Source organism: Cypionkella sp., from assembly GCF_028290025.1.
In the GTDB taxonomy this organism is placed as follows: domain Bacteria; phylum Pseudomonadota; class Alphaproteobacteria; order Rhodobacterales; family Rhodobacteraceae; genus Cypionkella.
Window position 1 is genome coordinate 1 of sequence record NZ_JAQGKQ010000007.1, and the last position, 25,054, is coordinate 25,054.

The 25,054-nt window shown below is 59.2% G+C and carries 25 protein-coding genes; 7 read left to right on the plus strand and 18 right to left on the minus strand.

The window, feature by feature from the left end; genetic code table 11:
- From gyrA to gluQRS, 5 genes are all read left to right on the plus strand, one after another.
- Positions 1-2,362: DNA gyrase subunit A (gyrA, locus tag JWS10_RS00835; protein ID WP_299503867.1), on the plus strand; the 2,362-nt coding region annotated here is incomplete at its 5' end.
- Positions 2,355-2,675: a hypothetical protein gene (locus JWS10_RS00840; RefSeq protein ID WP_299503869.1), complete on the plus strand. Its 321-nt coding sequence runs from the start codon at positions 2,355-2,357 to the stop codon at positions 2,673-2,675. The genes gyrA and JWS10_RS00840, both read left to right, overlap by 8 nt.
- Before the next feature lie 129 nt (positions 2,676-2,804).
- Complete coding sequence (locus JWS10_RS00845) at positions 2,805-3,179, plus strand: DoxX family protein (RefSeq protein WP_299482049.1); 375 nt, start codon at positions 2,805-2,807, stop codon at positions 3,177-3,179.
- 88 nt (positions 3,180-3,267) lie between these two features.
- Positions 3,268-4,596 (plus strand): methylenetetrahydrofolate--tRNA-(uracil(54)-C(5))-methyltransferase (FADH(2)-oxidizing) TrmFO, encoded by a 1,329-nt coding sequence (gene trmFO, locus JWS10_RS00850; RefSeq protein WP_299503871.1) that lies wholly within the window; start codon positions 3,268-3,270, stop codon positions 4,594-4,596.
- Positions 4,584-5,504, plus strand: coding sequence for a tRNA glutamyl-Q(34) synthetase GluQRS (gluQRS, locus tag JWS10_RS00855; RefSeq protein ID WP_299503873.1), 921 nt, complete (start codon positions 4,584-4,586; stop codon positions 5,502-5,504). Before trmFO ends, gluQRS begins: the two co-directional genes overlap by 13 nt.
- Here the strand turns inward: gluQRS and hisI are convergent.
- The gene (gene hisI / locus JWS10_RS00860) at positions 5,499-5,855 is read right to left on the minus strand and encodes a phosphoribosyl-AMP cyclohydrolase (RefSeq protein WP_299503875.1); all 357 of its coding nucleotides are present in this window, start codon (positions 5,853-5,855) and stop codon (positions 5,499-5,501) included. The genes gluQRS and hisI overlap by 6 nt on opposite strands.
- A gap of 61 nt (positions 5,856-5,916) precedes the next feature.
- On the opposite strand from hisI, the gene JWS10_RS00865 reads away from it, so the two are divergent.
- The gene (locus JWS10_RS00865; RefSeq protein ID WP_299503877.1) at positions 5,917-6,357 is read left to right on the plus strand and encodes an iron-sulfur cluster assembly scaffold protein; all 441 of its coding nucleotides are present in this window, start codon (positions 5,917-5,919) and stop codon (positions 6,355-6,357) included.
- 136 nt (positions 6,358-6,493) lie between these two features.
- Here JWS10_RS00865 and JWS10_RS00870 read toward each other — a convergent pair whose 3' ends face one another.
- From JWS10_RS00870 to JWS10_RS00890, 5 genes are all read right to left on the minus strand, one after another.
- The gene (locus JWS10_RS00870) at positions 6,494-6,616 is read right to left on the minus strand and encodes a hypothetical protein (protein WP_299482064.1); all 123 of its coding nucleotides are present in this window, start codon (positions 6,614-6,616) and stop codon (positions 6,494-6,496) included.
- A gap of 145 nt (positions 6,617-6,761) precedes the next feature.
- On the minus strand, positions 6,762-8,846 hold the full coding sequence (recG, locus tag JWS10_RS00875; RefSeq protein WP_299503879.1) for an ATP-dependent DNA helicase RecG: 2,085 nt from the start codon (positions 8,844-8,846) through the stop codon (positions 6,762-6,764).
- Positions 8,843-10,960: an NAD-dependent DNA ligase LigA gene (gene ligA, locus JWS10_RS00880; RefSeq protein WP_299503881.1), complete on the minus strand. Its 2,118-nt coding sequence runs from the start codon at positions 10,958-10,960 to the stop codon at positions 8,843-8,845. The genes recG and ligA overlap by 4 nt, the downstream gene beginning before the upstream one ends.
- A gap of 65 nt (positions 10,961-11,025) precedes the next feature.
- A complete protein-coding gene (gene ctrA, locus JWS10_RS00885) occupies positions 11,026-11,736 on the minus strand; it encodes a response regulator transcription factor CtrA (RefSeq protein WP_299482074.1) in 711 nt (236 codons plus the stop codon).
- Between the two features lie 96 nt (positions 11,737-11,832).
- Entirely contained in the window at positions 11,833-12,111 is a 279-nt protein-coding gene (locus JWS10_RS00890; protein ID WP_299482077.1) for a DUF1153 domain-containing protein, read from the minus strand.
- Positions 12,112-12,249: 138 nt separating this feature from the next.
- Here JWS10_RS00890 and mnmA point away from each other — a divergent pair, with 138 nt between their 5' ends.
- Entirely contained in the window at positions 12,250-13,383 is a 1,134-nt protein-coding gene (gene mnmA / locus JWS10_RS00895) for a tRNA 2-thiouridine(34) synthase MnmA (RefSeq protein WP_299503883.1), read from the plus strand.
- A 170-nt stretch (positions 13,384-13,553) separates the two neighbouring features.
- On the opposite strand, the gene lpxB is transcribed toward mnmA, so the two are convergent.
- The 12 genes from lpxB to frr all read right to left on the minus strand — a co-directional run bounded on the left by lpxB (position 13,554) and on the right by frr (position 24,953).
- Positions 13,554-14,687 (minus strand): lipid-A-disaccharide synthase, encoded by a 1,134-nt coding sequence (gene lpxB, locus JWS10_RS00900; protein ID WP_299503885.1) that lies wholly within the window; start codon positions 14,685-14,687, stop codon positions 13,554-13,556.
- On the minus strand, positions 14,675-15,469 hold the full coding sequence (lpxI, locus tag JWS10_RS00905) for a UDP-2,3-diacylglucosamine diphosphatase LpxI (RefSeq protein WP_299503887.1): 795 nt from the start codon (positions 15,467-15,469) through the stop codon (positions 14,675-14,677). The genes lpxB and lpxI overlap by 13 nt, the downstream gene beginning before the upstream one ends.
- Positions 15,466-16,263 (minus strand): acyl-ACP--UDP-N-acetylglucosamine O-acyltransferase, encoded by a 798-nt coding sequence (lpxA, locus tag JWS10_RS00910; protein ID WP_299503888.1) that lies wholly within the window; start codon positions 16,261-16,263, stop codon positions 15,466-15,468. Before lpxA ends, lpxI begins: the two co-directional genes overlap by 4 nt.
- Before the next feature lie 2 nt (positions 16,264-16,265).
- Positions 16,266-16,787 (minus strand): 3-hydroxyacyl-ACP dehydratase FabZ, encoded by a 522-nt coding sequence (gene fabZ, locus JWS10_RS00915; RefSeq protein ID WP_299503890.1) that lies wholly within the window; start codon positions 16,785-16,787, stop codon positions 16,266-16,268.
- Positions 16,788-16,886: 99 nt separating this feature from the next.
- On the minus strand, positions 16,887-17,579 hold the full coding sequence (locus JWS10_RS00920; protein ID WP_299503892.1) for an OmpH family outer membrane protein: 693 nt from the start codon (positions 17,577-17,579) through the stop codon (positions 16,887-16,889).
- Positions 17,579-19,909 (minus strand): outer membrane protein assembly factor BamA, encoded by a 2,331-nt coding sequence (gene bamA, locus JWS10_RS00925; protein ID WP_299503895.1) that lies wholly within the window; start codon positions 19,907-19,909, stop codon positions 17,579-17,581. Before bamA ends, JWS10_RS00920 begins: the two co-directional genes overlap by 1 nt.
- Positions 19,910-20,038: 129 nt before the next feature.
- Positions 20,039-20,176, minus strand: coding sequence for a hypothetical protein (locus JWS10_RS00930; protein WP_299482101.1), 138 nt, complete (start codon positions 20,174-20,176; stop codon positions 20,039-20,041).
- A gap of 79 nt (positions 20,177-20,255) precedes the next feature.
- Positions 20,256-21,608 (minus strand): RIP metalloprotease RseP, encoded by a 1,353-nt coding sequence (gene rseP / locus JWS10_RS00935; RefSeq protein ID WP_299503898.1) that lies wholly within the window; start codon positions 21,606-21,608, stop codon positions 20,256-20,258.
- A gap of 1 nt (position 21,609) precedes the next feature.
- Complete coding sequence (gene dxr, locus JWS10_RS00940; RefSeq protein ID WP_299503901.1) at positions 21,610-22,791, minus strand: 1-deoxy-D-xylulose-5-phosphate reductoisomerase; 1,182 nt, start codon at positions 22,789-22,791, stop codon at positions 21,610-21,612.
- Complete coding sequence (locus JWS10_RS00945) at positions 22,792-23,574, minus strand: phosphatidate cytidylyltransferase (protein ID WP_299503904.1); 783 nt, start codon at positions 23,572-23,574, stop codon at positions 22,792-22,794.
- Entirely contained in the window at positions 23,571-24,305 is a 735-nt protein-coding gene (gene uppS / locus JWS10_RS00950) for a polyprenyl diphosphate synthase (protein ID WP_299482112.1), read from the minus strand. Before uppS ends, JWS10_RS00945 begins: the two co-directional genes overlap by 4 nt.
- Before the next feature lie 84 nt (positions 24,306-24,389).
- Complete coding sequence (frr, locus tag JWS10_RS00955; protein WP_299482115.1) at positions 24,390-24,953, minus strand: ribosome recycling factor; 564 nt, start codon at positions 24,951-24,953, stop codon at positions 24,390-24,392.
- Positions 24,954-25,054: the final 101 nt, after the last annotated feature.

The window sequence follows — 25,054 nt, forward strand, 5'->3', positions numbered from 1 at the left end:
TCAGGGCAATTTCGGCTCGATGGACGGCGATCCGGCAGCGGCTTTCCGTTATACCGAAGTGCGGATGAACAAGCCTGCGCTGTCGCTGCTGGCCGATATCGACAAAGACACCGTTGATTTTCAAGACAATTATGACGGCAAAGACCGCGAACCGACGGTTCTGCCCGCGCGTTATCCGAACATGCTGGTTAACGGTGCCGAGGGTATCGCTGTTGGTATGGCAACCCGGATTCCGCCGCATAACTTGGGCGAAGTGATCGACGGCACTCTGGCGATGATCGAAAATCCCGACATCTCTGCCGAAGCGTTGATGGAAATCATCCCTGCCCCGGATTTCCCGACCGGTGCGACTATTTTGGGGCGCTCAGGGGCGCGCAAAGCCTATCTTGAGGGTCGCGGCTCGGTGATTATCCGTGCGAAAACCCATATGGAAGAACTCCGCAAAGACCGCTGGGCCATCGTGATCGACGAGATGCCGTATCAGGTTAACAAAGCCCGGATGATCGAAACCATTGCGGAATTGGTGCGCGACAAGCGGCTTGAGGGCATCGCGCATATTCAGGACGAATCCGACCGCGTTGGCGTGCGCGTGGTGATCGAGCTGAAACGCGACGCGACGGCGGATGTGGTTTTGAACCAGTTGTTCCGTTTTACGCCGATGCAAACCAGCTTTGCCTGCAACATGCTCGCGTTGAATGGCGGTCGGCCTGAGACTTTGACGCTTCAGGATTTTCTTAGGCATTTCATCACCTTCCGCGAGGAAGTTGTTGCGCGCCGCACCGCGTTTGAGTTGCGCAAAGCCCGTGAACGCAGCCATATTCTGTGCGGTTTGGCAGTTGCGGTATCGAATGTCGATGAGGTGGTTGCGACCATCCGATCGTCTGCTGATCCGTCTGAGGCGCGCGAGCGGCTGATGACGCGGCGCTGGCCTGCGGGGGAAATCATCCCCTATATCAAGCTGATTGACGACCCGAGCCACCCGATCAACGACGATGGCACCTACAATTTGTCGGAAATCCAAGCCCGCAACATTCTCGATCTGCGGCTGCAACGCCTGACCGCACTTGGCGTCAAAGAGATCACCAACGAATTGCAAGAGCTGGCCGGTAAGATCAAGGATTACCTCGAGATTTTGGGCTCGCGCGAACGGATCATGGCGATTATTTCGGACGAATTGCGTGAAGTGAGGGCGGCTTTCGCCGTGCCGCGTCGCACCGATATCGTCGATTGGGCCGGCGATATGGAAGATGAAGACCTGATCGAGCGCGAGGATATGGTCGTCACGATCACCTCTGGCGGCTATATCAAACGCACGCCGCTGATTGATTTCCGCAGCCAAAACCGTGGCGGCAAGGGTCTATCGTCGATGGCGACGAAAGAAGATGATGTGGTGACGACGCTTTTCGTCGCTAACACCCACACCAATCTGCTGTTTTTCACCACTGACGGCATGGTCTATAAGCTGAAAACCTGGCGGTTGCCGCTGGCGGGACGCACCGCTAAAGGCAAGGCGATGGTTAACATTCTGCCAATTTCTCAAGGCGTTAGCATTGCGGCCCTGATGCCGGTCGATGCACCGGAAGCCGAATGGCAGGATCTGCAAATCGTGTTTGCGACCAGCGACGGCGATGTGCGGCAGAACGATCTGTCGGATTTCACCAACGTGATGCGCAACGGTAAAATCGCGATGAAACTGCCGGACGGCGTCTTCTTGGTGAACGCCGCGATTGCCGATGAGAACGACGATATCATGCTGGTGACGGCGGGTGGGCGGGCGATCCGGTTCTCAACGCAGGAAATCCGGGTGTTTAAATCGCGTGGTTCGACGGGTGTGCGCGGTGTGCGGCTTGGCAAAGACGATAAAGTTGTGTCGATGTCGATCATTCGGCATTTTGAGGCCGAACCAGATGAGCGCGCGGCTTACCTGAAACAGCGTCGGTTGGTGGCGGGTGCTGTTGAGGACGACGCCGAGGTTGACGAGGATGAAGAAGCCGTCGGCGCAGGTCAACTTTCGCCAGAACGCTATGCGGAAATGTCGGCAGCCGAGGATCTGATCTTGACGATCACTACGTCCGGGTCTGGTAAGTTAAGTTCCAGCCACGATTATCCGGTGCGCGGGCGTGGCGGCATGGGCGTGAAAGCCATGGATGGCGCGATGCGTGGCGGGCCGTTGGTGGCGTCGTTCCCGGTTGAATTGAGCGATCAGATCATGCTGGCAACCTCTACTGGGCAGTCTATTCGGGTGCCGGTTGAACAAATCTCGTTCCGGTCACGCTCGGCTGGTGGGGTGAAAGTATTCAACACCGGAAAAGGTGAAGAAGTGGTTTCTGTCGCACGTGTGGCTGAACAGGGCGATGAATGAGCTTGAGGCGCGGCTGGCAGAGCTTGCCGCGCTTCAGCAGGCAATCACCTACGGAGCCTTGGCGCGCGATTTGGCTATTCCCGGCCCCGGCGCGATTGCCAAACTAACGCAAGCCCTTGAAATGCTGATGGAAACTGACGCCGCTGCCGGGATGCCGTTGCGGGCGGCTTTGTGTTCGGGACGGCTGGCGCAGGGCTTGCCTGCCGCGGGTTTCTTTGAAAAGGCTGCGAGTCTTGGCTATGATCTGAGCATTGGCCCCGAGGCTTTTGTGCAGCAAGAACGTCAATCGCTGTGGAGGCGGGCGCAAATTTAGCCGCGTTCTGTGCGCAAACGCAGGTAACGCGCGCGCTCACACGCGTTTCATGCGCTCATTTCAACGGCTAGACCTCCGCGGATGCCGCAGTCGATGTGCTGGGCAACAGTAACGCCTTAAGGATTAATCATGGATAAACTTTCGCCCTACGCGCCGCTCGTCGCGCGCATTTTCATTGCTGCGCTGTTTTTGATCGCAGGTTTCGGCAAGCTCAGCGATGTCGCAGGTTTTGCTGGCTATATGTCGTCGGCTGGTCTGCCCGCGGTGCTCGCTTGGCCCGCGATTATTTTTGAACTGGCTTTGGGTGCCGCGATCTTGGTCGGTTACCAGACCCGCATCATGGCGCTGCTGGGCGCTGGCTTTTGCATCGTGGCGGCTTTGCTGTATCACAACCCGTCCGATCCGGCGCAAATGACTAACTTCTTGAAAAACTTCGCTATTGCTGGCGGCCTCCTGATGCTGTTCGCACATGGTGCGGGCGCTGTGGCTGTCGATAAACGCTAAGTTTGGCGCATCTAGACACTGGGCCGGGGGCAACCTCGGCCCTTTTTGCTGCCTTGATCTCAGCACCCGGCAGGGCTACATCGCGGTTATGACACAAGAACTCCACATCATCGGCGGCGGAATGGCCGGATCGGAAGCGGCTTGGCAAGCGGCTGAAATGGGCGTGCGCGTGGTGATCCACGAAATGCGCCCCAATGTTGCGACTTTTGCGCATCGGACGGGTAATTTTGCCGAGATGGTGTGCTCTAATTCGTTCCGTTCGGATGATGATGAGCGCAACGCCGTCGGCCTGCTGCATTGGGAAATGCGCGCGGCGAACGGCTTGATTATGGCGATTGCAGAGGCACATCGGCTGCCAGCCGGTGGTGCTTTGGCGGTGGATCGCGACCCATTTTCGGTGGCTGTAACCGCGAAGCTGAATGCGCATCCGCTGATTTCGGCCTCGTTTGAGGAAGTGACCGAACTGCCCGATCAGGGTAATTGGATCATCGCTACCGGGCCGTTGACCTCTGGCGCATTGGCGCAAAGCATTCGTGCAGCAACGGGTGCCGACGCTTTGGCGTTTTTCGATGCGATTGCGCCGATTGTTTATGCAGAATCTGTAGATATGTCAGTGGCCTGGATGCAAAGCCGCTACGATAAGGGCGAGACGGTCGAGGAGCAGACTGCCTATATGAACTGCCCGATGACCAAGGACGAGTATTACGCCTTCATCGACGCGCTGCTGGCGGCGGAGAAAACTGAATTCCACGAGGGCGAAACGGCGGGTTATTTCGACGGCTGCCTGCCGATTGAGGTGATGGCGGAGCGTGGTCGTGAGACCTTGCGCTTTGGGCCGATGAAGCCGGTCGGGCTGACCAATCCGCATGAAGCCATGAAGCCTTACGCGGTGGTGCAACTGCGCCGCGATAACAAACTGGGCACGCTTTACAACATCGTCGGGTTCCAGACCAAGATGAAGTACGGCGCGCAAACCGCTGTTTTCAAAATGATTCCAGCGTTGCAGAACGCCAGCTTCGCGCGGCTTGGCGGCATCCATCGCAACACTTTCATCAACTCGCCGACGCTGCTCGACGATCAGATGCGGCTGAAATCTCGCCCGAATATCCGTTTTGCCGGGCAGATTACTGGCGTTGAGGGCTATGTCGAATCCTCGGCGATGGGCTTGCTCGCGGGTCGGATGGCCGCTGCCGAATTGCTGGGCCGCACCCTGCCGCCGCCGCCGCCGGATACCGCGATGGGAGCGTTGATCACCCATATCACTGGCGGGGCCGAGGCGAAAACCTTCCAGCCGATGAATGTCAACTTCGGTCTGTTCCCGCCGATTGACGCGCGCGGTGGCCGCAAGGGGCGCAAAGACCGTTACAAAGCCTACACCGACCGCGCCAAAGAATCGTTCACGGAATGGCTTTCGTAACCCGCTTCGCCCCCTCGCCCACCGGCCCGCTGCATCTGGGCCACGCTTATTCGGCGATGCTGGCGCATGACATGGCGCAGGCAGAGGGTGGGACGTTTGTGCTTCGAATTGAGGATATTGACCGCAGCCGTTGCCGCCCGGAGTGGGAAAACCAGCTGATCGACGACCTGAATTGGCTTGGGATCTTTTGGGATACCGAGCCATTGCGCCAGTCAGATCGCGTTGGGATGTATAGCCAATCGCTGGATAAGCTGTGGGCGGACGGTCTGATTTACCCGTGCAACTGCTCCCGTCGTGACATTGAAACAGCTCTTTCCGCACCGCAGGAGGGTACTGAATTGCCTGCTGGGCCGGATGGTTTGATCTATCCGGGCATTTGTCGCAACAAAAACCACCAGCGCACTGTTTCTGAGCGAACTTCACGACCTGCGGATGCCAATCTACGTCTTAATGTGAGCCGGGTCACAGTTGACGAGAGCTTCGAACGACGATTCGACATCTCAACAGGTGGTTGGCAGTGGTTTGCCTCATACCGCGAGACGGGTATTGGCCCGCTTGGAAGCCTTGGCCTGATCGAATTTTCGCCCGACGATATTGAAACCCAAGTGGGCGACTTTGTGATCGCGCGCCGTGATATGGGCACGTCTTATCAGCTGTCGGTGGTCTTAGATGATGCAGCACAGGGGATCACCCATGTGGTTCGCGGCGCCGATCTTACCGAGGCTACAAAAATCCATGTGTTTTTACAGCGGCTTCTGGGCTTGCCCACGCCGATTTATCATCACCACCGCCTGATCCGTGACGAAAATGGCAAGCGCTTGGCCAAGCGCGACGATGCGCGTGCGCTGTCGAAATACCGCGCGGAGGGCGCTACGCCCGCTGATATTCGCCGGATGGTTGGGCTATAACGGCTCGGAAATCACCATCTCAACGCCGTCGCGCAGCGCCGTATAGAAGCAACTGCGCCTATTGGTATGACAGGCGGGGCCGTCTTGGGTCACTAGCGCCAGCAGGCAATCACGGTCGCAGTCAATCCGCAGCTCCACCAGCCGTTGCACATGCCCTGAGGTCTCGCCCTTCGCCCAAAAACTGGCACGCGAGCGCGACCAATAAGTCATCACCCCGGTTTCCAGCGTGCGCGTCAGACTTTCGGCGCTCATCCATGCCATCATCAGCACCTCACCCGAGGCATGGTCCTGCGCAATGCAGGGAATAAGCCCATTGGCATCGTAAACCAGCGTTTTTGGGTCAAATTGCACAGGCTTCTCCTTGGCGAAGGCGTGGAGCGGGCTTATCTTGCGGCTTAGAAAAGGGGAAGCCATGAGTGATCGCGATCTCGTCAATCTTTACTCGGGGCGGATTCTGGCGCTGGCCGCTGACATCCCGCATTTGGGCCGTTTGACAGCACCAACCGGAAGCGCGCGCAAACGTTCGCCGCTTTGTGGCTCAACCGTGACGGTTGATGTGGTGATGCAGGACGGTGTGGTTGCTGATTTTGCGCAAGATGTGAAGGCTTGCGCCTTGGGTCAAGCCGCAGCGTCGATACTAGGCTCAGTGATTCTGGGCCGCAGTCGTGCCGAACTGGAAGCCGCCCGCGCGGATTTGCGTAAAATGCTGCAAGATAACGGCCCGCTGCCAGCGAGGCCCTTTGATGGTTACGAAGTCTTAATCCCAGCGCGAGAATATGCGAATCGCCATGCCTCTATTTTGCTGGCTCTTGATGCGGCTTGCGAGGCTGCGGGCCAAACCGAACTGGCATAAAAAAACCGCCGCACATCCATGGGATGGCGGCGGAAAGTGGCGTTCTTGAACCGGGGCGAGGTGGCAGGGCGGCCACGAAGCGCATCACTTGGGGACAAATGCGCGGCCCGGTTCGACAAGACCGCAGGCAGAACCGTTAGAGCGTGCCAGACATTCCCAGCCCGGCGAAAAGCAACGCAAAGAGTGACACAACGCCAATTGCATCCGGCAAAAGGCTCCGGTTGGACCGTTTCAGGATTTCGGTAATCTCAGTGAGCATTGCGACCTCCATTGCTTGTTGCCGTATTGTTCTCACATTCGTAACTTTCTGTAAAGAACTTTATGAGAACATTTGTGAACTTATGAGAACAAAACGCAGCCCTCCAGCGCGGGTTCCCGGTCGCGATTCACAAGATGGTGAGATTTCAGCCGACTGAGATCAGTTTTATCGCACGATCTTGATCGAGCAGCCACAACAGCACCCGTGCCGCCCTACCGCGCTGACTGGTCAGATCGGGATCAATCACCAGCAAGGCGCGTGCGTCGGATTGCGCCACAGCCATCAACCCGGCCTGACGTTCCAGATCGGCAACGCGAAAACGCGGCAAACCCGACTGCGCGGTGCCAATCAGATCACCCGCGCCGCGCATCGACAGGTCTTCTTCGGAAATCCGAAAGCCGTCCTCGGTATCGCGGATTACCTTCAACCGACGCTCGCCCGACTCGGAAAGCGGCGCTTGGTAAACCAGAAGGCAGGTCGAGCTGACAGCGCCACGCCCGACCCTGCCACGCAGCTGATGCAGTTGCGCCAGACCAAATATTTCCGCGCGCTCGATTACCATGATCGAGGCATTTGGCACGTTGACGCCGACCTCGATCACCGTGGTCGCCACCAGAACTTTGGTAATCCCGGCCACAAACCGCGCCATCGCGGCATCTTTCTCAGCCGCTGGCATCTGGCCATGCACAAGCCCGATCACCTCGCCCAAAATTGCGCGCAGGCTGGCAAAGCGTTCCTCGGCGCTGGCGTAATCGACCAGCTCGGATTCCTCGACCAACGGACAGACCCAATAAGCCTGCCGCCCCTCAGCCACGGCGCGCGCAAGGTGGCCGATCACCTCATCCATCCGAGCGGCAGAGACCATCACCGTTTTGATCGGCTTGCGACCGGCGGGCTTTTCATCCAGCACCGAGACGTCCATATCGCCGTAACTCGCCAGCGCGAGGCTGCGCGGAATTGGCGTCGCCGTCATCACCAGCACATCTGCGGCTTGGCCTTTGGCACCAAGCTCCATGCGTTGCGAGACGCCAAAGCGGTGCTGCTCATCGACAACGGCGAGGCGAAGATCTTGAAAATGCACATCCTTTTGGAAAACAGCGTGGGTGCCGACCAAGATATGTATCCGGCCTTCACGCAACGCGGCGAGTTTGGCTTCGCGCTCGGTGCCCTTATCGCGGCCGGTTAATAACTCCAGCCGGATGCCTGCGGCCTCAGCCAGCGGAGCCAAGCCATCGCGATGTTGGCGCGCCAAAATCTCGGTCGGGGCCATCATAACGCCCTGCCCGCCTGCCTCCACCGCCACCAGCAACGCCATAAACGCGACCAAAGTTTTGCCCGAACCGACATCGCCTTGCAGCAAACGGTTCATCCGCAAAGGCTGCGCCATATCCTGCGCAATCTCGGCCACGGCGCGGGTCTGGGCGTTGGTCGGAGCGTAGGGAAGCGAGGCCAAAACCTTGGCTTGCAACGCGCCAGTGCCAAGGCTGGCCGTGCCCTGCCCCCGCCGCAGATTGGCGCGGGCGAGCGAAAGCGTCAGTTGGTGCGCAAAAAGTTCATCATAAGCAAGGCGTTGGCGGGCGGGATGGGTGAACGCCAGTGCCTGCTGATCGGTGGGCGCATGGGCGGATTGCAAGGCCGCCAACCAATCTGGCCAGCCTTCACGCGCCAAGAGACCCGGGTCAATCCACTCAGCAACGCTCGGCGCGCGCGCCAAAGCCGAGGCCGCCGCCTTGGCAACCTGGCGCTGGGTGATGCCTGCGGCAAGCGGGTAGACCGGTTCAAAAGTGGGCAGATCGCCCGCTTCTTCAGGGCGCAAAACGTGGTCGGGGTGGACCATTTGCGCAATACTATCAAACAGTTCCACCCTGCCAGAGACAAGGCGGCGCTGGCCGGTTGGCAGCAAGCCTTGCAGGTAGTCGCCGCGCGCGTGGAAGAACACCAGCTGAAACTCCAACGCCGCGTCGCGCACCATCACGCGGTAGGGACGACCCTTTTGGCGTGCCGGAAAATGCGCGCCGACCTCAACCTCCACCGTGACCGTGCAGGGCGGCACCACGTCGCGGATTGAGGCTTTGCGGCTGCGATCGACACCGGAATGTGGCAGCAAAAACAAAAGGTCTTTCGGTTTTTGGACACCGAGGCCCTCGAATGCTTTTGCGGTTTTCGGGCCGACGCCATCAAGCGTTTCCATGCCCGCAAACAGGGGAAACAATATCTCCGGACGGCTCATGCCTGACCGATCAGCGCGAGCCAATCATCTTCATCAATGATCTTAACCCCATGTTTTTGTGCATCTTTCGCCTTCGAGCCAGCCCCCGGCCCCGCCACCAGCAAATCGGTTTTTGCCGAGACCGAGCCTGAAACTTTGGCACCCAAAGCCTCGGCCCGCGCTTTGGCTTCGGCGCGGCTCATCTTTTCCAGCGTGCCGGTGAAAACCACGGTTTTGCCCGCCACCGGGCTGTCAACGCGGCCAAGCGCTTGCACGGGCTGCACGTCAAGTTCGGCCACCAGCGCATCAATCGCGGCGCGCTCGGGACCGTTTTGAAGCGCCGCCACCAACGAGCCCGCCAAAACCGCGCCCACCCCGTCAATCGAGGTAAGCTCGGCCCATTCCGGGGTGCCGGGCAGAGCGTGGGTGATCGCGGCTTCGAACGCGGGCCAAGTCGAATAGTGCCGGGCGAGCAGGCTTGACGCCACCTCGCCGACATGTCGAATGCCAAGGCCAAAGATCAGCCGATCCAGCGGAATTTTGCGTTTCGCATCAATCGCTGCGAACAGCTTTTTAACCGATGTTTCGCCAAACCCTTCGCGATTTTTCAGCTTTCTCAAACCGTTAGCCGCATCGCGCGCGGCCAAAGTGAAAATGTCAGCGGGGGATTTTACCGGCAAATCTTCGTCGTGAAAAAACATCTCGACCTGTTTTGCGCCCAAGCCTTCGATATCAAACGCCCCGCGTGAGACGAAATGCTTCAGCCGTTCCATCGCTTGCGCGGGACAAATCAGACCGCCGGTGCAGCGGCGCACCGCATCGCCGGGTTCACGATGCGCCGGTGAGCCGCATTGTGGACATGTGTGAGGGAAAACATAGGGTTGCGCGTCGTCCGGGCGACGGGTGAGATCAACGTCGGCGATCTTTGGGATCACGTCACCAGCGCGATAGATCTGGACCCAATCGCCGATCCGAATATCGCGGCCCTCACGGATCGGGCTGCCTTTGGCGGCGCGCCCCGCGATGTAATCCTCATTATGCAGCGTCGCGTTCGCCACCACGACACCGCCAACCGTCACCGGGGTCAACCGCGCCACTGGTGACAAAGCGCCAGTGCGGCCGACCTGAATATCAATCGCCTCAAGCTGGGTCCATGCCAATTCGGCTGCGAATTTATGCGCAATCGCCCAGCGGGGCGTGGCAGAGCGAAACCCAAGCCGTGCCTGCAGCCCAAGGTCGTTCACCTTGTAAACCACACCGTCGATATCATAGCCAAGCAAGGCGCGCTCGGCCTCAATCTTGCGGTATTGCGCCAGCATCTCGTCCGGACCAGAGCACAGCACTGTCAAAGGATTTGTCTGGAATCCCAGACGGTTAAGCCGCGCGATTGCGTCAATTTGCGTGGTTGCGAGCGGTGCCGACAACGCCCCCCAAGCGTAGGCAAAAAAACGCAGCGGACGAGCGGCGGTGATATTGGCGTCAAGCTGGCGCAGACTGCCCGCGGCCGCGTTGCGCGGGTTGGCGAAGGTTCTGCCACCCCGTTCAGCCTGGCGTTGGTTCAGCGCGGCAAAATCGGCATGGCTCATGTAGACCTCGCCGCGCACTTCCAGCAGCGCCGGGGCATCCGTCAAACGCTGCGGAATATCCGCTATAGTGCGGGCATTTTCGGTGACGTTTTCGCCGATTTCGCCATCGCCGCGCGTGGCGGCCTGCAACAGCACGCCGTTTTCATAACGCAAAGACAGCGAAAGCCCGTCAATTTTAGGCTCCGCCGTGAAGGCCAAAGCCGCCGCGCCGAGATATTTGCGTACGCGTTCCTCAAATTCAGCGACATCGCTGTCTAGGAAAGCGTTTTCCAGCGACAACATGCGCACGGCATGCGCGACCTTGCCAAACCCCTCGGCCACAGCGCCGCCGACTTGCTCTGACGGGCTATCACTACGCTTTAGGCTCGGAAATCGCGCCTCAATCGCCAAATTTCGGCGTTTCAGTGCATCAAAATCCGCGTCCGACAGTTCTGGCGCGTCAAGCGTGTGGTAGGCGAGGTTTGCCGCAGAAATAGCTTCCGCCAGCCGGGCAAGTTCTGCCCGGGCTTCGGCTTCGGTCAACTGCTCCACATCCACCGCCATCGCCATTGCCGCCCCCATTCCGTTTCGCCCAAGTTATGCGGCGGGCAGGAAATGGGCAAGCGCAGCTGGACTCAGGCACTTGCGGCCAAACGCGGAACCGCCGCGGGGATTGGATCTTTTAAGACATAGCCCCTGCCCCAAACGGTTTCGATATAATTGGTGCCACCCGTAGCCTCGGCGAGCTTTTTGCGCAGCTTGCAGATGAACACGTCGATGATTTTCAATTCTGGTTCATCCATGCCGCCATAAAGGTGGTTGAGAAACATCTCTTTCGTCAGCGTGGTGCCTTTGCGCAGGCTCAGCAATTCAAGCATCTGATATTCCTTGCCGGTCAAATGCACCGTCGAGCCTTCAACATCGACGGTCTTCGCATCAAGGTTCACGTTGACGCGGCCGGTCTGGATCATCGACTGACTGTGACCTTTCGAGCGGCGGATGATGGCATGAATGCGCGCGACCAGTTCCTCGCGGTGGAAGGGCTTGGTGAGATAATCGTCGGCGCCGAAACCGAAGCCTTTTATCTTGTTTTCGGTATCATCCGAGCCTGACAGAATCAGGATCGGGGTTTCGATACGGGCAAGCCGAAGTTGGCGTAGCACCTCATGCCCGGACATATCTGGCAGATTCAGATCCAGAAGAATCAAATCGTAATCATAAAGTTTTGCCAAATCGATGCCGTCTTCACCGAGATCGGTGCAATAGACGTTTAGATTGGCATGGGTCAGCATCAACTCGATGCTACGTGATGTGGTGGGATCGTCTTCAACCAGTAAGATTCGCATTCCTGGGGGCTCCGTCACAGGCTCTTGTTCGTTAATGACTTTGGCGTGCAATGGTTAACCACACGTTACTGTGACGGAAGGAATCCCGAAAACAACTTAAAGCTGTCGGTATTTTTGAATTGTTGTAACACGGAGGGCTTTTTCGCCGTGGGTTTCAACGGCTTGCCGCCAAAGCACAAATTCTTCTTCTGACAAAGCGTAGCGTTCCAGCGCGTCGGCTTCGGTGATCAGTCCGTAAATCACGGCTTTGACGACCAGCGCCTTGCGGCTAGCGACCCAGCGGGTGGTGTCCGTGGCGGGCAGATCGGCACGTGTCAGCACGCTGCCGTCGGGCAAAGTGACCTGTCTTGGGCCATCAACTTTCTTGAGATACATGGTGGTTTCCTCGTTCATACCCTCACAGCTTGGCGGAACGGGCTTAAGCAAGCGTAAAGCCGGGGGTTGAGAGTAGGTGGCATTTTCCTATATTGCGAGCTAATGGCCTTAATGCCGCCCTACTCCCCGGAATTTATGATGTTTGATCAGCCGCTGAACTCGCTTGGTTTCGCCAAGCCGCCCTCTGAAACCCGCGTGGTCGTGGCGATGTCGGGCGGCGTCGATAGCTCGGTTGTGGCGGCACAGCTGGCCGAGGAAGGCTATGACGTGGTCGGCGTCACCTTGCAGCTTTACGATCATGGGGCCGCGCTGGCGAAAAAGGGCGCTTGCTGTGCGGGGCGCGATATTCAGGATGCGGCGCGGGTGGCGGAGGTGATGGGATTTCCGCATTACGTGTTGGATTATGAGAACACTTTTCGGGAAGCCGTGATTGAGGAATTTGCCGATGCCTATCTGGCGGGGGCCACTCCGGTGCCGTGTATTCGCTGCAATGAGCGGGTGAAGTTCAAGGATTTGCTGGCGACGGCGAAGGATTTGAACGCGGATTGTATGGCGACGGGACATTATATTCAGCGCAAAGTTGGTGATGGGCCGGAATTGCATATGGCGACGGATGCGAACCGGGATCAGAGCTATTTCCTGTTTTCCACCACGGCGGAGCAGTTGGATTACCTGCGGTTTCCTTTGGGGCATTTGGCGTCCAAAGCGGAGACGCGGGCGTTGGCTTTGAAATATGGGCTGTCGGTGGCGGATAAGCCTGACAGTCAGGATATTTGCTTCGTTCCGAATGGCAATTATGCGGCGGTGATTGAAAAGCTGCGGCCCGGTTCGGCTGATCCGGGGGATATTGTCGATCAAGCCGGAAACGTGCTCGGGCAGCATCGCGGGGTCATTCATTACACGATCGGGCAGCGTAAGGGGCTAGGGATTGGGGGGTTGGGTGATCCGCTTTATGTGGTGAGGTTGGACCCAGGCTTGCGGCAGGTGATTGTCGGGCCGAAAGAGGCTTTATCGACGCGGGTTATTCCGCTGCGCGAGATTAATTGGCTGGGCGATGAGGCGTTTGAGAGCCGCAGTGAGTGGCATCTGAACGTGAAGGTGCGCTCGACGCGGCCGCCTCGGCCTGCGGTGGTGCGGCCGATTTCGGCGACGGAGGCTATGGTGGAATTGCTCGACCCTGAGGATGGCGTGTCGCCGGGGCAGGCTTGTGTGTTCTATGCAGCCGAGGGCAGCCGGGTGTTTGGTGGTGGCTGGATTTGGCGCGGGCGTTGATTGTCCACGTGTGGCCAAGCTTGGCGGTTGTGTGATTTCAAAGGGTTAAGGTGGGGGTGTTCAGAGATTTTTAACCTTTGCACTTAGGAATGATGTGAAGCCGGGGGTTTCACACCCCCGGACCCCGGTGGGATATTTAGGCCAATGCGAAAGCAAATTTTAGATAAGGTTTAGGGGTTTCGCAGGGCTGCCAAGACGGATTTTGCGGCGCGTAGGCCGGGGGGTTCGCCGTCTTTTCCTAAGCGTTGCATGGTGAGGTTCATGGCTGCGTCTTGGCTGTGTGGATTTTCCAGCAGGTTTAGCAGTGCTGGCGCGATGCGCTCGGGCTTGCAGTTTTCGCCGATGAATTCGGGGATGGTGCGGCTATCCGAGACGAGGTTAACCAGCGTTACCGTGTCAATAAGTGCTGCACGGCGCATCAGCCATAGGCTGATCGGGTGCATGTCGTAGGCGATCACCATTGGGCAGTTGTTGGCGGCGAGTTCTAGGCTGACGGTGCCAGAGGCGGCGATGGCTACATCTGCCGTCGCGAAGGCGGCGCGTTTTAGGCTGCGGTCGGTGATGATTTGCGGTTGGATCGGCCATGTAGCGGATAGGGTGGCGACCAGATCGGCGACGCCCCGGACCGTGGGCAGCACCACGCGGGCATTAGGGTGTTTGGCTTTGATGAGGGCGAGGGTTTCGCCGATTATTGGGGCGAGGCGGGTGACTTCGCCACGGCGCGATCCGGGGAGGGCGAGGATCAGCGGGCTTGCACCAGCGAGTTGAGCAATTTCTTCGGGCGTGGCGAGCGGTTCGGATACGACTGGGTGGCCGACGAAATCGCAGGTCATTCCGGCGGCGGTCATTAGGGGCGGCTCGAATGGCAGTAGGGCTAGGACGTGGTCGATCACCTTTGCCATTTTAGCAGCGCGGCCGGGGCGCCATGCCCAGACCGAGGGCGCGACGTAGTGGATGGTGCGCAGGTCGGGGCTCGCGGCTTTGACAATTTTGGCGACGCGAAGGCAGAAGTCGGGCGAGTCGATGGTGATCAGGGTGGCCGGGTTGGCGCTGAGGGCGTTCGCTGCGGTTTCGCGGATGCGACGTTTGAGGTGCAGGTATTTCGGCAGCACTTCGGCGATGCCCATGATGGAGAGTTCTTCCATTGGGAATAGGCTGTTAAGCCCCTCTGCCTGCATCAGCGGGCCGCCAATTCCTTGGAAGGCCACATCGGGGTGCAGGGTTTTCAGGCCCGCCATTAGCGCCGCCCCCAAGCGATCACCAGAGGGTTCTCCGGCGATCAGGAACAGCTTTAGCGCGCCCATAGCAGCAGCCCGCGGGCTTCGGCGTAGGTTGTCATCTCGGGCAGATCGAGGCAGATCACCGAACCCGCTTGGAAGGCGATCCCGGCTAGGTTTGCCTCGGCGACAAGGCGCAACGTATCCATTCCCATGGTGGGCAGATCAATCCGGCGGTCTTGGTTTGGTTTGGCGCCCTTGTAGAACAGGCCGCCTTTGGGGCGCAGGTTGTCGGGCATTTGGGCGATGCTTTTCAGCATGGCGTCGGTGCCGGGAAGTGCCTCAACCGCGAGGCAAAGACCGCTGGCGACGACGCAGCCTTGCCCCACATCGACGGCACCCAAGGCGGTGGTGATGGCTTCGGCGCGGGTTGCGTCGGCTTCGTGTTGCGTGGTTAGCGTGCCTGCGAGGACGGCGGCGGCGGGGAGAAGTGCGGGCGCGATGGATTCAACCCCGACGACTTCAAAGCCCGCATCCTCGAAAATGGCGATGACTTCGCGCAGAGTGGCGTCGTCGCCCGATTGCATCGCGGCAAGCAGGCGCGGCACCATTTGAGCGGTTTGCGGGTCGAAAAGCGACGGGTCGAGGCGCGGGCGTTGCACGGCTCCGGCGAAGATCACTTGGGTGATGCCCGCGTCTTCCAAATGGCGCAGAAACAGCGCGAGGCGTTCGACGCGGAAGATTTGATCTATTTTCACGCCTTCCGGCGCGAAACCGTCGAGGGCGCAAACCATAGGGCGTTCAGTCAGCGCCGCGATCAAGGCGGCGGGCAAGCCACCCTGCCCTGCGATGATCGCAAGTCTGCTCATTTTGGCGTCAGGAACGAGCGGTCGGAGGATGACAGGATGAAATCGGTCATCTCGCGAACATAGGGGCTGTCGGCGGTCTCGGCCAAGTGGCGGGCGCGTTCGACAAAGCTGCCCTCGCCTTGCGACAGGGTTTGGAAGGCGGCGCGCATCGCGGAAATGTCTGCACGCTCGACGCCTTTGCGCTTCAGGCCGACGAGGTTCAACCCATCCAGCACACCGCGCGGACCTTGCACGAGGCCGTAGGGCAGCACATCATTGGTGACCATGGTGACCGCGCCGATGATCGCACCACGGCCGATGCGCACCCATTGATGGATCCCGGAAAGGCCGCCGATGATCACATCGTCGCCAATGTGGCAGTGACCGGCGATGCCGACTTGGTTGGCGAGCACGATGCGGTTGCCAAGTTGGGCGTCGTGGCCGATATGCGCGCCGGTCATCAGCAGACAATCGTCGCCGACGCGGGTGATACCGCCGCCGCCCGCCGTGCCGGTGTTCAACGTCGCACCCTCACGGATACGGCAACGCGCGCCGACGATCAGTTGGGTGCGTTCGCCCTTGAATTTCAGGTCTTGCGGCACTTCACCGACGCAAGCGAAGGGGAAAATCGTGGTGTCTTCGCCGATCTCGGTCCAGCCGGTGACGACGGCATGCGATTTGACGGTGACGCCTTTCGCAAGCGTCACCTCAGCGCCGATCAAAGCGAACGGGCCTATGAAGCAATCGGGGCCGATTATGGCACCTTCTTCGACGAAGGCGCTCGGGTGGACGAGGGCTGTTCCGTGGATGGCCATGCTCAGGCTTTCTTCGGCACGTCAAACATCGCCATGAATTCGGCCTCGCAGGCGAGTTCGCCGTCAACCATGGCGCGACCTGAGAATTTCCAAACCCGACCACCGCCACGCAAAGCGGTGACATGCAACTCCATCACATCGCCGGGGACGACTTTGCGGCGAAACTTCACCGCATCGACGCCCATGAAGAACACCGTGGCGTTTTTATCGACCAGGTCCATCGAGAGGCCGACGAGGATGCCAGAAGTTTGCGCCATCGCCTCAATGATCATCACGCCGGGGAAAATCGGCATTCCGGGGAAATGGCCTTGGAATTGCGGCTCGTTGAAGGTGACGTTCTTGATGCCGACGCAGGATTTGTTCGGGTAGATGTCGCGGACTTTATCGACCAGCAGGAACGGGTAGCGGTGCGGAATGATGCGCTGGATCAGCGCAAGGTCAGCGAACAGCGGAGCGTCTGGAGCGGTTGGGTCGGGTTTAGTTTGATCGGGATTAGTTTGATCGGGTTTAGTTTGATCGGGCATGCGGATCTCCGAGGGTGCGGCCCTCTTGATGGGGCATGGGGTGTGACTAGCGAAAACTGCCGCGCGAAACAAGCCGTTGGGGCGGTAAGGCGGGGCGGATCAGGGCGTGGTGGGTGCTGGTGCGATCGGGGGTGGCGCGGGTGTGGAGGGCGCAGGAGCGATTGGTGGCGGTGCGGGTGCGGGCGGGATCGGTGCGGTTGGGGCGACAGGTGGCAGTGCGGGTATGGGCGCGGTTGGCGGTGGCTTGGGGTTGCTGCCGTCGCCGAGGCGTTCGTCAATGCGGGCGACCACCTCTTTGGTGATGTCGATGGAGCCGAGGCTGACCACGATGGCGGATTTATCAAGGATGGCGACTGCGCCACGCTCTACCATGTAATCGCCGAGGACGGGGGCTACGGCTTGGAAAAACGCCTGACGGTCGGCGTCGCGGCTTTCGCTGAGACGTTTCGACTTGGCGTCCTGAGCGTTGCGCAGGCCGTTGGCTTTGTTGTCGAACGCCTCAGCCAGCGGGCGGAAATCTTGCGCCGTCATCGTGGCGCGCATCTCGGTCAGGCTGCGCTCTTCGGTTTCAAGCTGGGCGTCTATCTTGCGGTTTTCGGCGAGCAAAGCGGCGGACTCGCTCTCAAATCGCACTTGCAACGCACGGCCGTATTCGGTCGCAAGATACAGCTGGTCCTGATCGAGCGTCACGATTGCCGACTTTTGCACCACGCTTTGCGCGCGCGCCGCATAAGGTGTGACCGCGAGGACGGCGGGCAGCAGCGCCAGAATTAGCCCTGCCGCCGCCCGCATCAGAATTTCGTCGCGATGGTCAGATCGAAGCTTTGCTCTTCGTCATAGCTTTCTTTCTTCACGGCGTTGGAGAAGTTGAAGCGCAGCGGGCCGATTGGCGTGGTCCACAGCACCGATACGCCGACGGCTGCGCGCAGTTTTGCGCTGTCGTCGATGCCGAGCGGGTTATAATCCAGCCCCCAAACCGAGCCCATGTCGGCAAAGACGCCGCCAGTGATGCCGTATTCTTCTGGCAGACCCAGCGGGAATTCAGCTTCCAGCTTCACGGTGGCGTAGAAATTGCCGCCCAAAGCGTCGTCGGTGGCGGTGTCGCGCGGGCCGATGCCGTTGGTGTCAAAGCCGCGCATTTTGCCGTTACCAAAATAGCGGTCGGTGACGCGGGTGTTGTAGCCGCCAAAGCTGTTAACGGCTCCACCTTCAAACACCGCGCGTAACGTCACGTCTTCATTGAAGACTTTGGTTTCAGCCACTGCGAGTGCGGTGGTTTCCACGAATTTCGCGTCGCCGCCAAGGCCGACAAAATCTTGACCAAAACGGAATAACAGGCTGCTTTTCGGGTTCAAGCCAGTGACACGGTTGTCGAATGTAAACGAATACCCCAGACCCGAGCCTACTTCAGAGCCGCGCTCTCCCTCATCCTTCAGGATTTGCGAGGCATCTTTATCGACATTGCTCAGGGTATCCTGAAACGCCCTGTACCGAACTTCCAGACGCGACTGCTCGGCAATCGGGAACTCGAGCCCGGTGCTGATCGCGATGGCGCGTGTGTCATAAAGCGCGCTGGCGTTGTCGGTCTCGTTATAAGACGCGCCCAGTTTCAGCTTCAAATCGCGGCCCAGAAGTGCGGGTTCGACAAAGGAAATCCCGCTGTCGCGGGTATCAGACGCCGTCGCGATGTTGACCGAGAAGCCTTGGCCACGACCAAGGAAGTTGGTTTCCGAGAAACCGAGGTTCAGACCCAGACCCGAGGAGCTGCCGAAGCTGGCACCAAAGCTGATCGAGCCGGTGGGTTGTTCTTCGAGATCAACGTTGACCACGACCTCATCGGGGTTGCTGCCGGGTTTGGCATCAACCTTGGCATCGGTGAAGAAACCAAGCGCGCGGATGCGTTCAGCAGCCTGACGGATTTCGCGCGGGTTGAAGGGATCGCCTTCGACCGTGCGAAACTGACGCCGCACCACTTGGTCGAGAGTCGTGGTATTGCCTTCAATATCAATGCGTTCCACGAAGACCTTATCACCACGCTTGATGACATATTCGACGTCCAAAACCTGTCCGCGGTCATTGCGTACCAAGCGGGGCTCGATTCGCACAAAGTTCAGGCCCTTGCGCAGAGCCAGATTTTCCATCCGCGCAATGTTGTTTTCAATGATCGACGGCGAATAAGTGACGCCCGAGCGCATCCGTTGCACGGCGGCAAACTCAGCGGCGCTGACGCCTTCGACTTCGGAAACCGTGCTGACTTTGCCGATTTTCCAACTTTGGCCTTCTTTGACGGTGTAGGTCACGAAAGTCGCGTCGCGTTCGCGCGAAAGCTGGCCAGTGGCATCAACGACTTGCACGTCAATATAACCGCGCGACAGGTAGAAATCGCTCAGCATTTGTTTATCAACTTCCAGCCGCTCTGGCACGAAAGTATCCGATTTGATCAACTGACGCAGGAAGCCTGCTTGCTTGGTTTGCAGCACTTGTTTTAGGCGGCGATCACTGAACGCGCGGTTGCCGACAAAGGAAATGCCTTCGTTTTCAACGACTTTGCCTTCGGTGATTTCAAACACCAGATCGACGCGGTTGTCAGAGCGGCGAATGATACGGGGATCGACGCTGGCTGCCAGACGGCCCTGCACCCGGTAGGCTTCGGCGATTTGGGCTGCATCAGCCTCGGCTTGGGCCGGATTGTAAACCAGTCGCGACTTCGATTTGACGATCTCGGTCAGCTTGTCATCTTTGACCAGTTTGTTGCCCTGAAAGTCCACGACATTCAGCATCGGCAACTCTTTGACCCGGATCAGCAGAGTGTTGCCTTGCGGCACCAGTTCGACCGTTTCAAACAGGCCAGAGCCAAAAATGCGCTGATAGGCGTCGTTAAGTTGCCCGGAGGCCACCGTTTCACCACGGGCGATTCCCGCGTATTTCAGGATGGTCGCGGCATCGACACGCGCGTTGCCTTCGACCGTAACCGCGCCGAAGCTATAGCTTTGCGCATTGGCCTGAGTGAGGAAAGGTTCGGAAACCATTGCGCTGGAAAGCAGAATTGCGACGAGGCTGGGGCGCATAACGCGCCGGAACATACCCTTACGCGCTATACCTGCGCTTGCTGTTTCCCGCATGAGCCGCTCCTGAATACACTAAATCCTGTGCATCTGACTACCCGCAACCGCAAGCAATGTCAAAAGGATGGCCGAGAAAATCGTAAGCTTTTGCTGATAATTCAAGCAGGCGATTTTCCGGCGCAGCTATCAGGGCTGGATCAGTGCTGTGCCAAGGAATGCGCCCGCCAAAAGCCCGACGATAACGGTGCCAACGGTGAACAAACGATCCCAATTCAGCCAGACCAGCAGTGACAAGCCTTTGTAGCCTTTGAGAACTTCCTGCATGACCGGTATCCTTCCGCATCTTTTGATGCAGAAAATTTAGCCGCGAAATGTGGCATCAGTGTGGCTAAAAGGCGGCCCGCTATTTGCAGGTGAAGTCATTGCCGAGCGCAAAGAACATGAAGCTGAGCACCGCCATGAGGCCGATCAGCATCAGGATATTCATCACGGCGGGGGCTGGCGGACGGCGGAATACGGCCTCGTATGCGTAAAACATCAGATGGCCACCGTCGAGCACCGGGATCGGGAACAGGTTGAGCAGGCCGATGCCAAGCGAGAGCATTCCAAGCGTGCCGAGAAACTCTTGAAAGCCTTGGCGGGCGGCGTCGCCCATGACCTGCGCCATGCCGACGGGGCCGGAGAGGTTGCAACTGCTGATCTGACCGGTGACCACATGCCACAGCCCGGAAAGCGAGGATTTCGCGGTGAACCATGCCTGATCGACGGCAATGGTGACGGTCTCCCAAACGCCGGGTTGACGGGTTTGCGGTGCGAACAACATGCCGCCTGACAACCCGATCATCCAACGCGTCTCAAACGTGCCATCGTTTTTCGGCAGATCGCGGCGGTTGGGCGAGAGTGTCACGTCGATGATATCGCCGCCCGAACCGTTATCGCGCCAGATTTTCAGGGCGATGGGTTTGCCTTGGGTCGCCTCAACCAACGCGGGCAGTTGGCTGAACGCGGAGACATCCTGGCCCGCGACTTGCACGATCACATCGCCAGTTTGAATACCAGCATCGCCGCCGGCATTCTTCGGCATCACAGCCCCAACCATCGGCAGGAACGGATGCGCGCCTTGCACGTCGATGGCGGTGCCGTTGCGGTCAACTTTGTAGGTGACAGAGGCGGCAGGCGGCAGGGCAGATGCGACCTCGGCGAATTTTGCCATATCGGGGGTGGCCGTGCCGTTCAGCGCGAGAATTTGGTCGCCGGGCTGGATCGTGGCGCCGACATACGGCGTGGGATTGACGCGGCCGACCACTGGCACGTCGGTGGCGACGCCCGTGTAGCTGATCATCCCCATGAACACCACGAGCGCGAGGATGAAGTTGAAGATCGGGCCAGCGGCGACTGTGGCGGCACGCGCCCAAAGTGGAGCGCCGAACATGGTGTGGCGCTTTTCATCAGCGGTAAGACCGCCCAACGCTGCCTGATCGGGCGCGGCAGAGGCTGCGTCTTTGTCACCGAGGAACTTCACATAGCCGCCAATCGGCAAAGCTGCGATCTGCCATTTGGTGCCGCGTTTATCGACGCGGGAATAGATCACCGGGCCGAAGCCGAGCGAGAACACTTCGGCATGGATGCCAGACCAGCGACCAACGATGTAGTGGCCGTATTCATGCACGGCGACGATGATCGCGATGGCGACGATGAAGAACAACCCCGACCAGATCGCCCCACCAAACGAGGCCGCAATACTGTTGAAATCCACGCTAGCTGCCCTTTACCATTTTCACCGCTTCGACGGCTCTGATCCGTGCCAGATGATCCATTTGCAGCACATCCTCAAGGGTGAGGGCGGCATTTCCAAGGCTGCAATCGGACGAAACACGGTTTAGTGTAACCTCAACTACGGCTGCCATCTGCATAAAACCTAAGTTTTTCGCGATGAAATGGTCCAGCGCCACTTCTTTCGCGGCGTTGAAGGCGGCTCCGGCAAGGCCACGGGTTTGCATCACTTCACGCGCCAGACGTAAGGCGGGGAAGCGGGCCTCGTCCGGGGCGAGGAAGGTCAGGCCGCCGAGTGCGGCAAGGTCCAGCCGGGCCACTGGCAGGCTTTGGCGATGCGGCCAATGCAGGGCGTAGCCGATGGGGTGGCGCATATCGGGCGCGCCAAGGTGAGCCATCACCGCGCCGTCGCGGAAACCAACCATCGAGTGAATGATCGATTCGGGGTGGATGATGACTTCGATTTGCGCAGGCTCTACGCCGAAAAACTCACGGGTTTCAATGACTTCCAAGGCTTTGTTAAACATGGAGGCCGAGTCGATGGTGATCCTCGCGCCCATGCTCCAGTTCGGATGCGCTAGGGCGTCGGTGACGTTGGCGTGGGCTAGGCGTTCCATTGGCCAATCACGCAACGCCCCACCCGACGCGGTCAGGATGATACGCTCGACCGTGTTTAGGTCTTCGCCAACGAGGGCTTGGAAGATTGCGGAGTGTTCGGAGTCAACCGGCAGGACCGTGGCTTCGTTGGCAGTGGCAGTCGCCATCAGAAGTTGGCCTGCGGTGACGAGGCTTTCTTTATTGGCGAGTGCGAGTTTACCGCCGTGGCGCAAGGCGCGCATACCGGGGACGAGGCCCGCAGCACCGACAATCGCGCTCATCACCCAGTCGGCGGGGCGGTCGGCGGCGTCGTGGATGGCTTGGGTGCCAGCGGCGACTGTAATGCCGGTGCCTGCCAAAGCGTCACGCAATGCGCCCAAGCAATCGTCATAGGCCGTCACAGCAACTTCGGCGCGCAAGGCAACCGCCATCTGCGCCAAGCGTTCGATATTGCGCCCGCCCGTCAGCGCCACAGTGCGGTAAGCTTCTGCCCCGCCCTCGCGCATCAAGAGATCAAACGTGCTTTCGCCCACCGATCCGGTGGCGCCAAAAACCGAAATCGAGCGCATCTAGCCCCCAATCGGCAGGTCAAAGAAACGCGTCAGTACCATTACCAACACCATCGCCCCAACCAGCGCATCGAAACGGTCCAGCACGCCGCCATGACCGGGGATCAAAGTAGAGCTGTCTTTCGCACCGACCCGACGTTTCAGCCAGCTTTCCACAATATCGCCCATCTGACCTGCAAAGGCCACAAAGGGCGACAACAAGATCAGCCAGAAGCTGCCATACCCCGCCACAGCAAAACACAGCCCCAGAACCGCAGCACCGACCCAACCTGCAATGGTGCCAGACCAGGTTTTCTTCGGGCTGATGGCGGGCCAGAACTTCGGGCCGCCCAAAGTACGCCCCGCAAAATAGCCCATCACATCTGAGACGATCACCACGCCGAGCAGCCACAGGAAAGCAACCGTGCCAGCCTCATCGCGCAGCACGAACAGGCCGTGACCTGCGACAAGAACTGCCACCGAAATTGCTGCGACTGCGGTTTGCTGACGGCGCGGGATGGCCAAGAAAGCCAACGGCACCAGCGGGAACACGATCCAAGCGGAGAGCGACGGCCAGCCTTCATCCGCGATCAGGCAGAGCGCCGCGAAGCCCGCAATCGCGAGCGCCATTCCGGGCTCGTTGGGCTTTGAAAGCCGTGCGAGCTCCCAGATCATCACCGCGGTCAGCAAGGTGATCAAGATCAGGAACCACCAACCGCCGAGCCAAATCTCTATTGCTCCCACCGCGAGCATTACCGCCGCCGAGGCGACGCGGGGTTTAAGATCTGCCCAATCAGCGCTCATGCCGATACCACGCCGCCAAAGCGACGGTCACGATTGCCAAAGCGCGCGAGGATGGCGACGAGTTCGTCAGCGGTGAAATCCGGCCACAGGGTCTCGGTAAACTCATATTCCGCATAGGCCGCCTGCCATGGCAGGAAGTTAGAGGTGCGGGTTTCGCCGCTGGTGCGGATCACCAGATCGGGGTCCGGCAACCCTGCGGTATCAAGGCAATTTGACACCACCTGATCGGTGATGGCTTGGGGATCAAGCCTGCCTGCGGCCACTTCAGCGGCAAGGTGGCGGATGGTGCGGGCAATCTCATCGCGGCCACCGTAGTTGATGGCGACGGTCAGGTTCAGCCGGGTCAGGTTGGCGGTGCGCGCCTCTATCCCTGCCATCAGACGTTGCAGTTTGGGGTCGAGCTTGCTGCGATCCCCGATAAACCGCATCCGCACGCCGTCAGCCGCGATGCGATCAGCCTCACGTTCGATGTAGCGGGTGAAAATCGTCATCAGGCCGAGCACTTCCTCGGTCGAGCGTTTCCAGTTTTCGGTGGAAAACGCGTAGATCGTCAGCCACTGAATACCGATATCGGGGGCTGCGCGCACGATCTGCTTGACGCGTTCGGCACCTTTGCGGTGGCCCACCAGCCGGGGCCAGCCACGGTTGCTTGCCCAGCGGCCGTTGCCATCCATAATGATGGCGACATGTGAAGCCTCGCGCCGTGCTTTCTTATCGGATTTATCGCCCAAGGACCGCGTCCTACCTTGTGAAGTCGCCCGATATTGGGCCGGAAAATGTTACATCTGGCGCGCGAGATTACTGCGCGCCAAGGACTAAACCTGCATGATCTCGGCTTGCTTATGCTCTAACGCACGATCCACCGCAGCAATTGCCTTGTCGGTCAGTTCTTGGACTTCGTCAGACCACATCTTCTGGTCATCTTCGCCCATGCCAGCGGCTTTGGCCTTTTTGATCTGGTCCATGCCGTCACGGCGCACGTTGCGAATAGAGACTTTGGTGTTCTCGGCATAGCCGGCAGCCACTTTTGTCAACTGTCTGCGGCGTTCCTCGTTCAACTCGGGGATCGGCAGGCGGATCAGCGGGCCGTCGGTCACCGGGTTGATGCCAATGCCGCTTTCGCGGATGGCTTTCTCGACCTTGGAAATCATCGCTTTGTCCCAGACGTTGATCACCACCATGCGAGGCTCTGGCACGTTGACGGTGCCCAATTGGTTGATCGGCGTCATCTGGCCGTAGGCGTCAACCATGATCGGCTCGACGATGGAGGCCGAGGCGCGTCCGGTGCGCAAGCTGGCAAATTCGACCTTCAGCGCGTTCATCGCGCCATCCATCCGGCGCTGAATCGCGTCGAGGTCAATTTCAAGATCGTCCGACATAGGTTCTTCCTTCGTGTCTTCTGCCCGGCGCAACCGGGCTTTTGCCGTTCTATAGCAGCAAGTGGTTTGGCAGGTATAGGGTTTTGGCGCAGGCTTCGCCT

Excerpts from the sequence above, each read along its gene's own strand:
- JWS10_RS00840 (WP_299503869.1), top strand. The coding sequence starts at position 2,355 with ATGAATGAGCTTGAGGCGCGGCTGGCAGAGCTTGCCGCGCTTCAGCAG.
- JWS10_RS00845 (WP_299482049.1), top strand. The coding sequence starts at position 2,805 with ATGGATAAACTTTCGCCCTACGCGCCGCTCGTCGCGCGCATTTTCATT.
- trmFO (WP_299503871.1), top strand. The coding sequence starts at position 3,268 with ATGACACAAGAACTCCACATCATCGGCGGCGGAATGGCCGGATCGGAA.
- gluQRS (WP_299503873.1), top strand. The coding sequence starts at position 4,584 with ATGGCTTTCGTAACCCGCTTCGCCCCCTCGCCCACCGGCCCGCTGCAT.
- JWS10_RS00865 (WP_299503877.1), top strand. The coding sequence starts at position 5,917 with ATGAGTGATCGCGATCTCGTCAATCTTTACTCGGGGCGGATTCTGGCG.
- JWS10_RS00870 (WP_299482064.1), bottom strand. The coding sequence starts at position 6,616 with ATGCTCACTGAGATTACCGAAATCCTGAAACGGTCCAACCGGAGCCTT.
- recG (WP_299503879.1), bottom strand. The coding sequence starts at position 8,846 with ATGAGCCGTCCGGAGATATTGTTTCCCCTGTTTGCGGGCATGGAAACG.
- ligA (WP_299503881.1), bottom strand. The coding sequence starts at position 10,960 with ATGGCGATGGCGGTGGATGTGGAGCAGTTGACCGAAGCCGAAGCCCGG.
- ctrA (WP_299482074.1), bottom strand. The coding sequence starts at position 11,736 with ATGCGAATCTTACTGGTTGAAGACGATCCCACCACATCACGTAGCATC.
- JWS10_RS00890 (WP_299482077.1), bottom strand. The coding sequence starts at position 12,111 with ATGTATCTCAAGAAAGTTGATGGCCCAAGACAGGTCACTTTGCCCGAC.
- mnmA (WP_299503883.1), top strand. The coding sequence starts at position 12,250 with ATGTTTGATCAGCCGCTGAACTCGCTTGGTTTCGCCAAGCCGCCCTCT.
- lpxB (WP_299503885.1), bottom strand. The coding sequence starts at position 14,687 with ATGGGCGCGCTAAAGCTGTTCCTGATCGCCGGAGAACCCTCTGGTGAT.
- lpxI (WP_299503887.1), bottom strand. The coding sequence starts at position 15,469 with ATGAGCAGACTTGCGATCATCGCAGGGCAGGGTGGCTTGCCCGCCGCC.
- lpxA (WP_299503888.1), bottom strand. The coding sequence starts at position 16,263 with ATGGCCATCCACGGAACAGCCCTCGTCCACCCGAGCGCCTTCGTCGAA.
- fabZ (WP_299503890.1), bottom strand. The coding sequence starts at position 16,787 with ATGCCCGATCAAACTAAACCCGATCAAACTAATCCCGATCAAACTAAA.
- JWS10_RS00920 (WP_299503892.1), bottom strand. The coding sequence starts at position 17,579 with ATGCGGGCGGCGGCAGGGCTAATTCTGGCGCTGCTGCCCGCCGTCCTC.
- bamA (WP_299503895.1), bottom strand. The coding sequence starts at position 19,909 with ATGCGGGAAACAGCAAGCGCAGGTATAGCGCGTAAGGGTATGTTCCGG.
- JWS10_RS00930 (WP_299482101.1), bottom strand. The coding sequence starts at position 20,176 with ATGCAGGAAGTTCTCAAAGGCTACAAAGGCTTGTCACTGCTGGTCTGG.
- dxr (WP_299503901.1), bottom strand. The coding sequence starts at position 22,791 with ATGCGCTCGATTTCGGTTTTTGGCGCCACCGGATCGGTGGGCGAAAGC.
- JWS10_RS00945 (WP_299503904.1), bottom strand. The coding sequence starts at position 23,574 with ATGAGCGCTGATTGGGCAGATCTTAAACCCCGCGTCGCCTCGGCGGCG.
- frr (WP_299482115.1), bottom strand. The coding sequence starts at position 24,953 with ATGTCGGACGATCTTGAAATTGACCTCGACGCGATTCAGCGCCGGATG.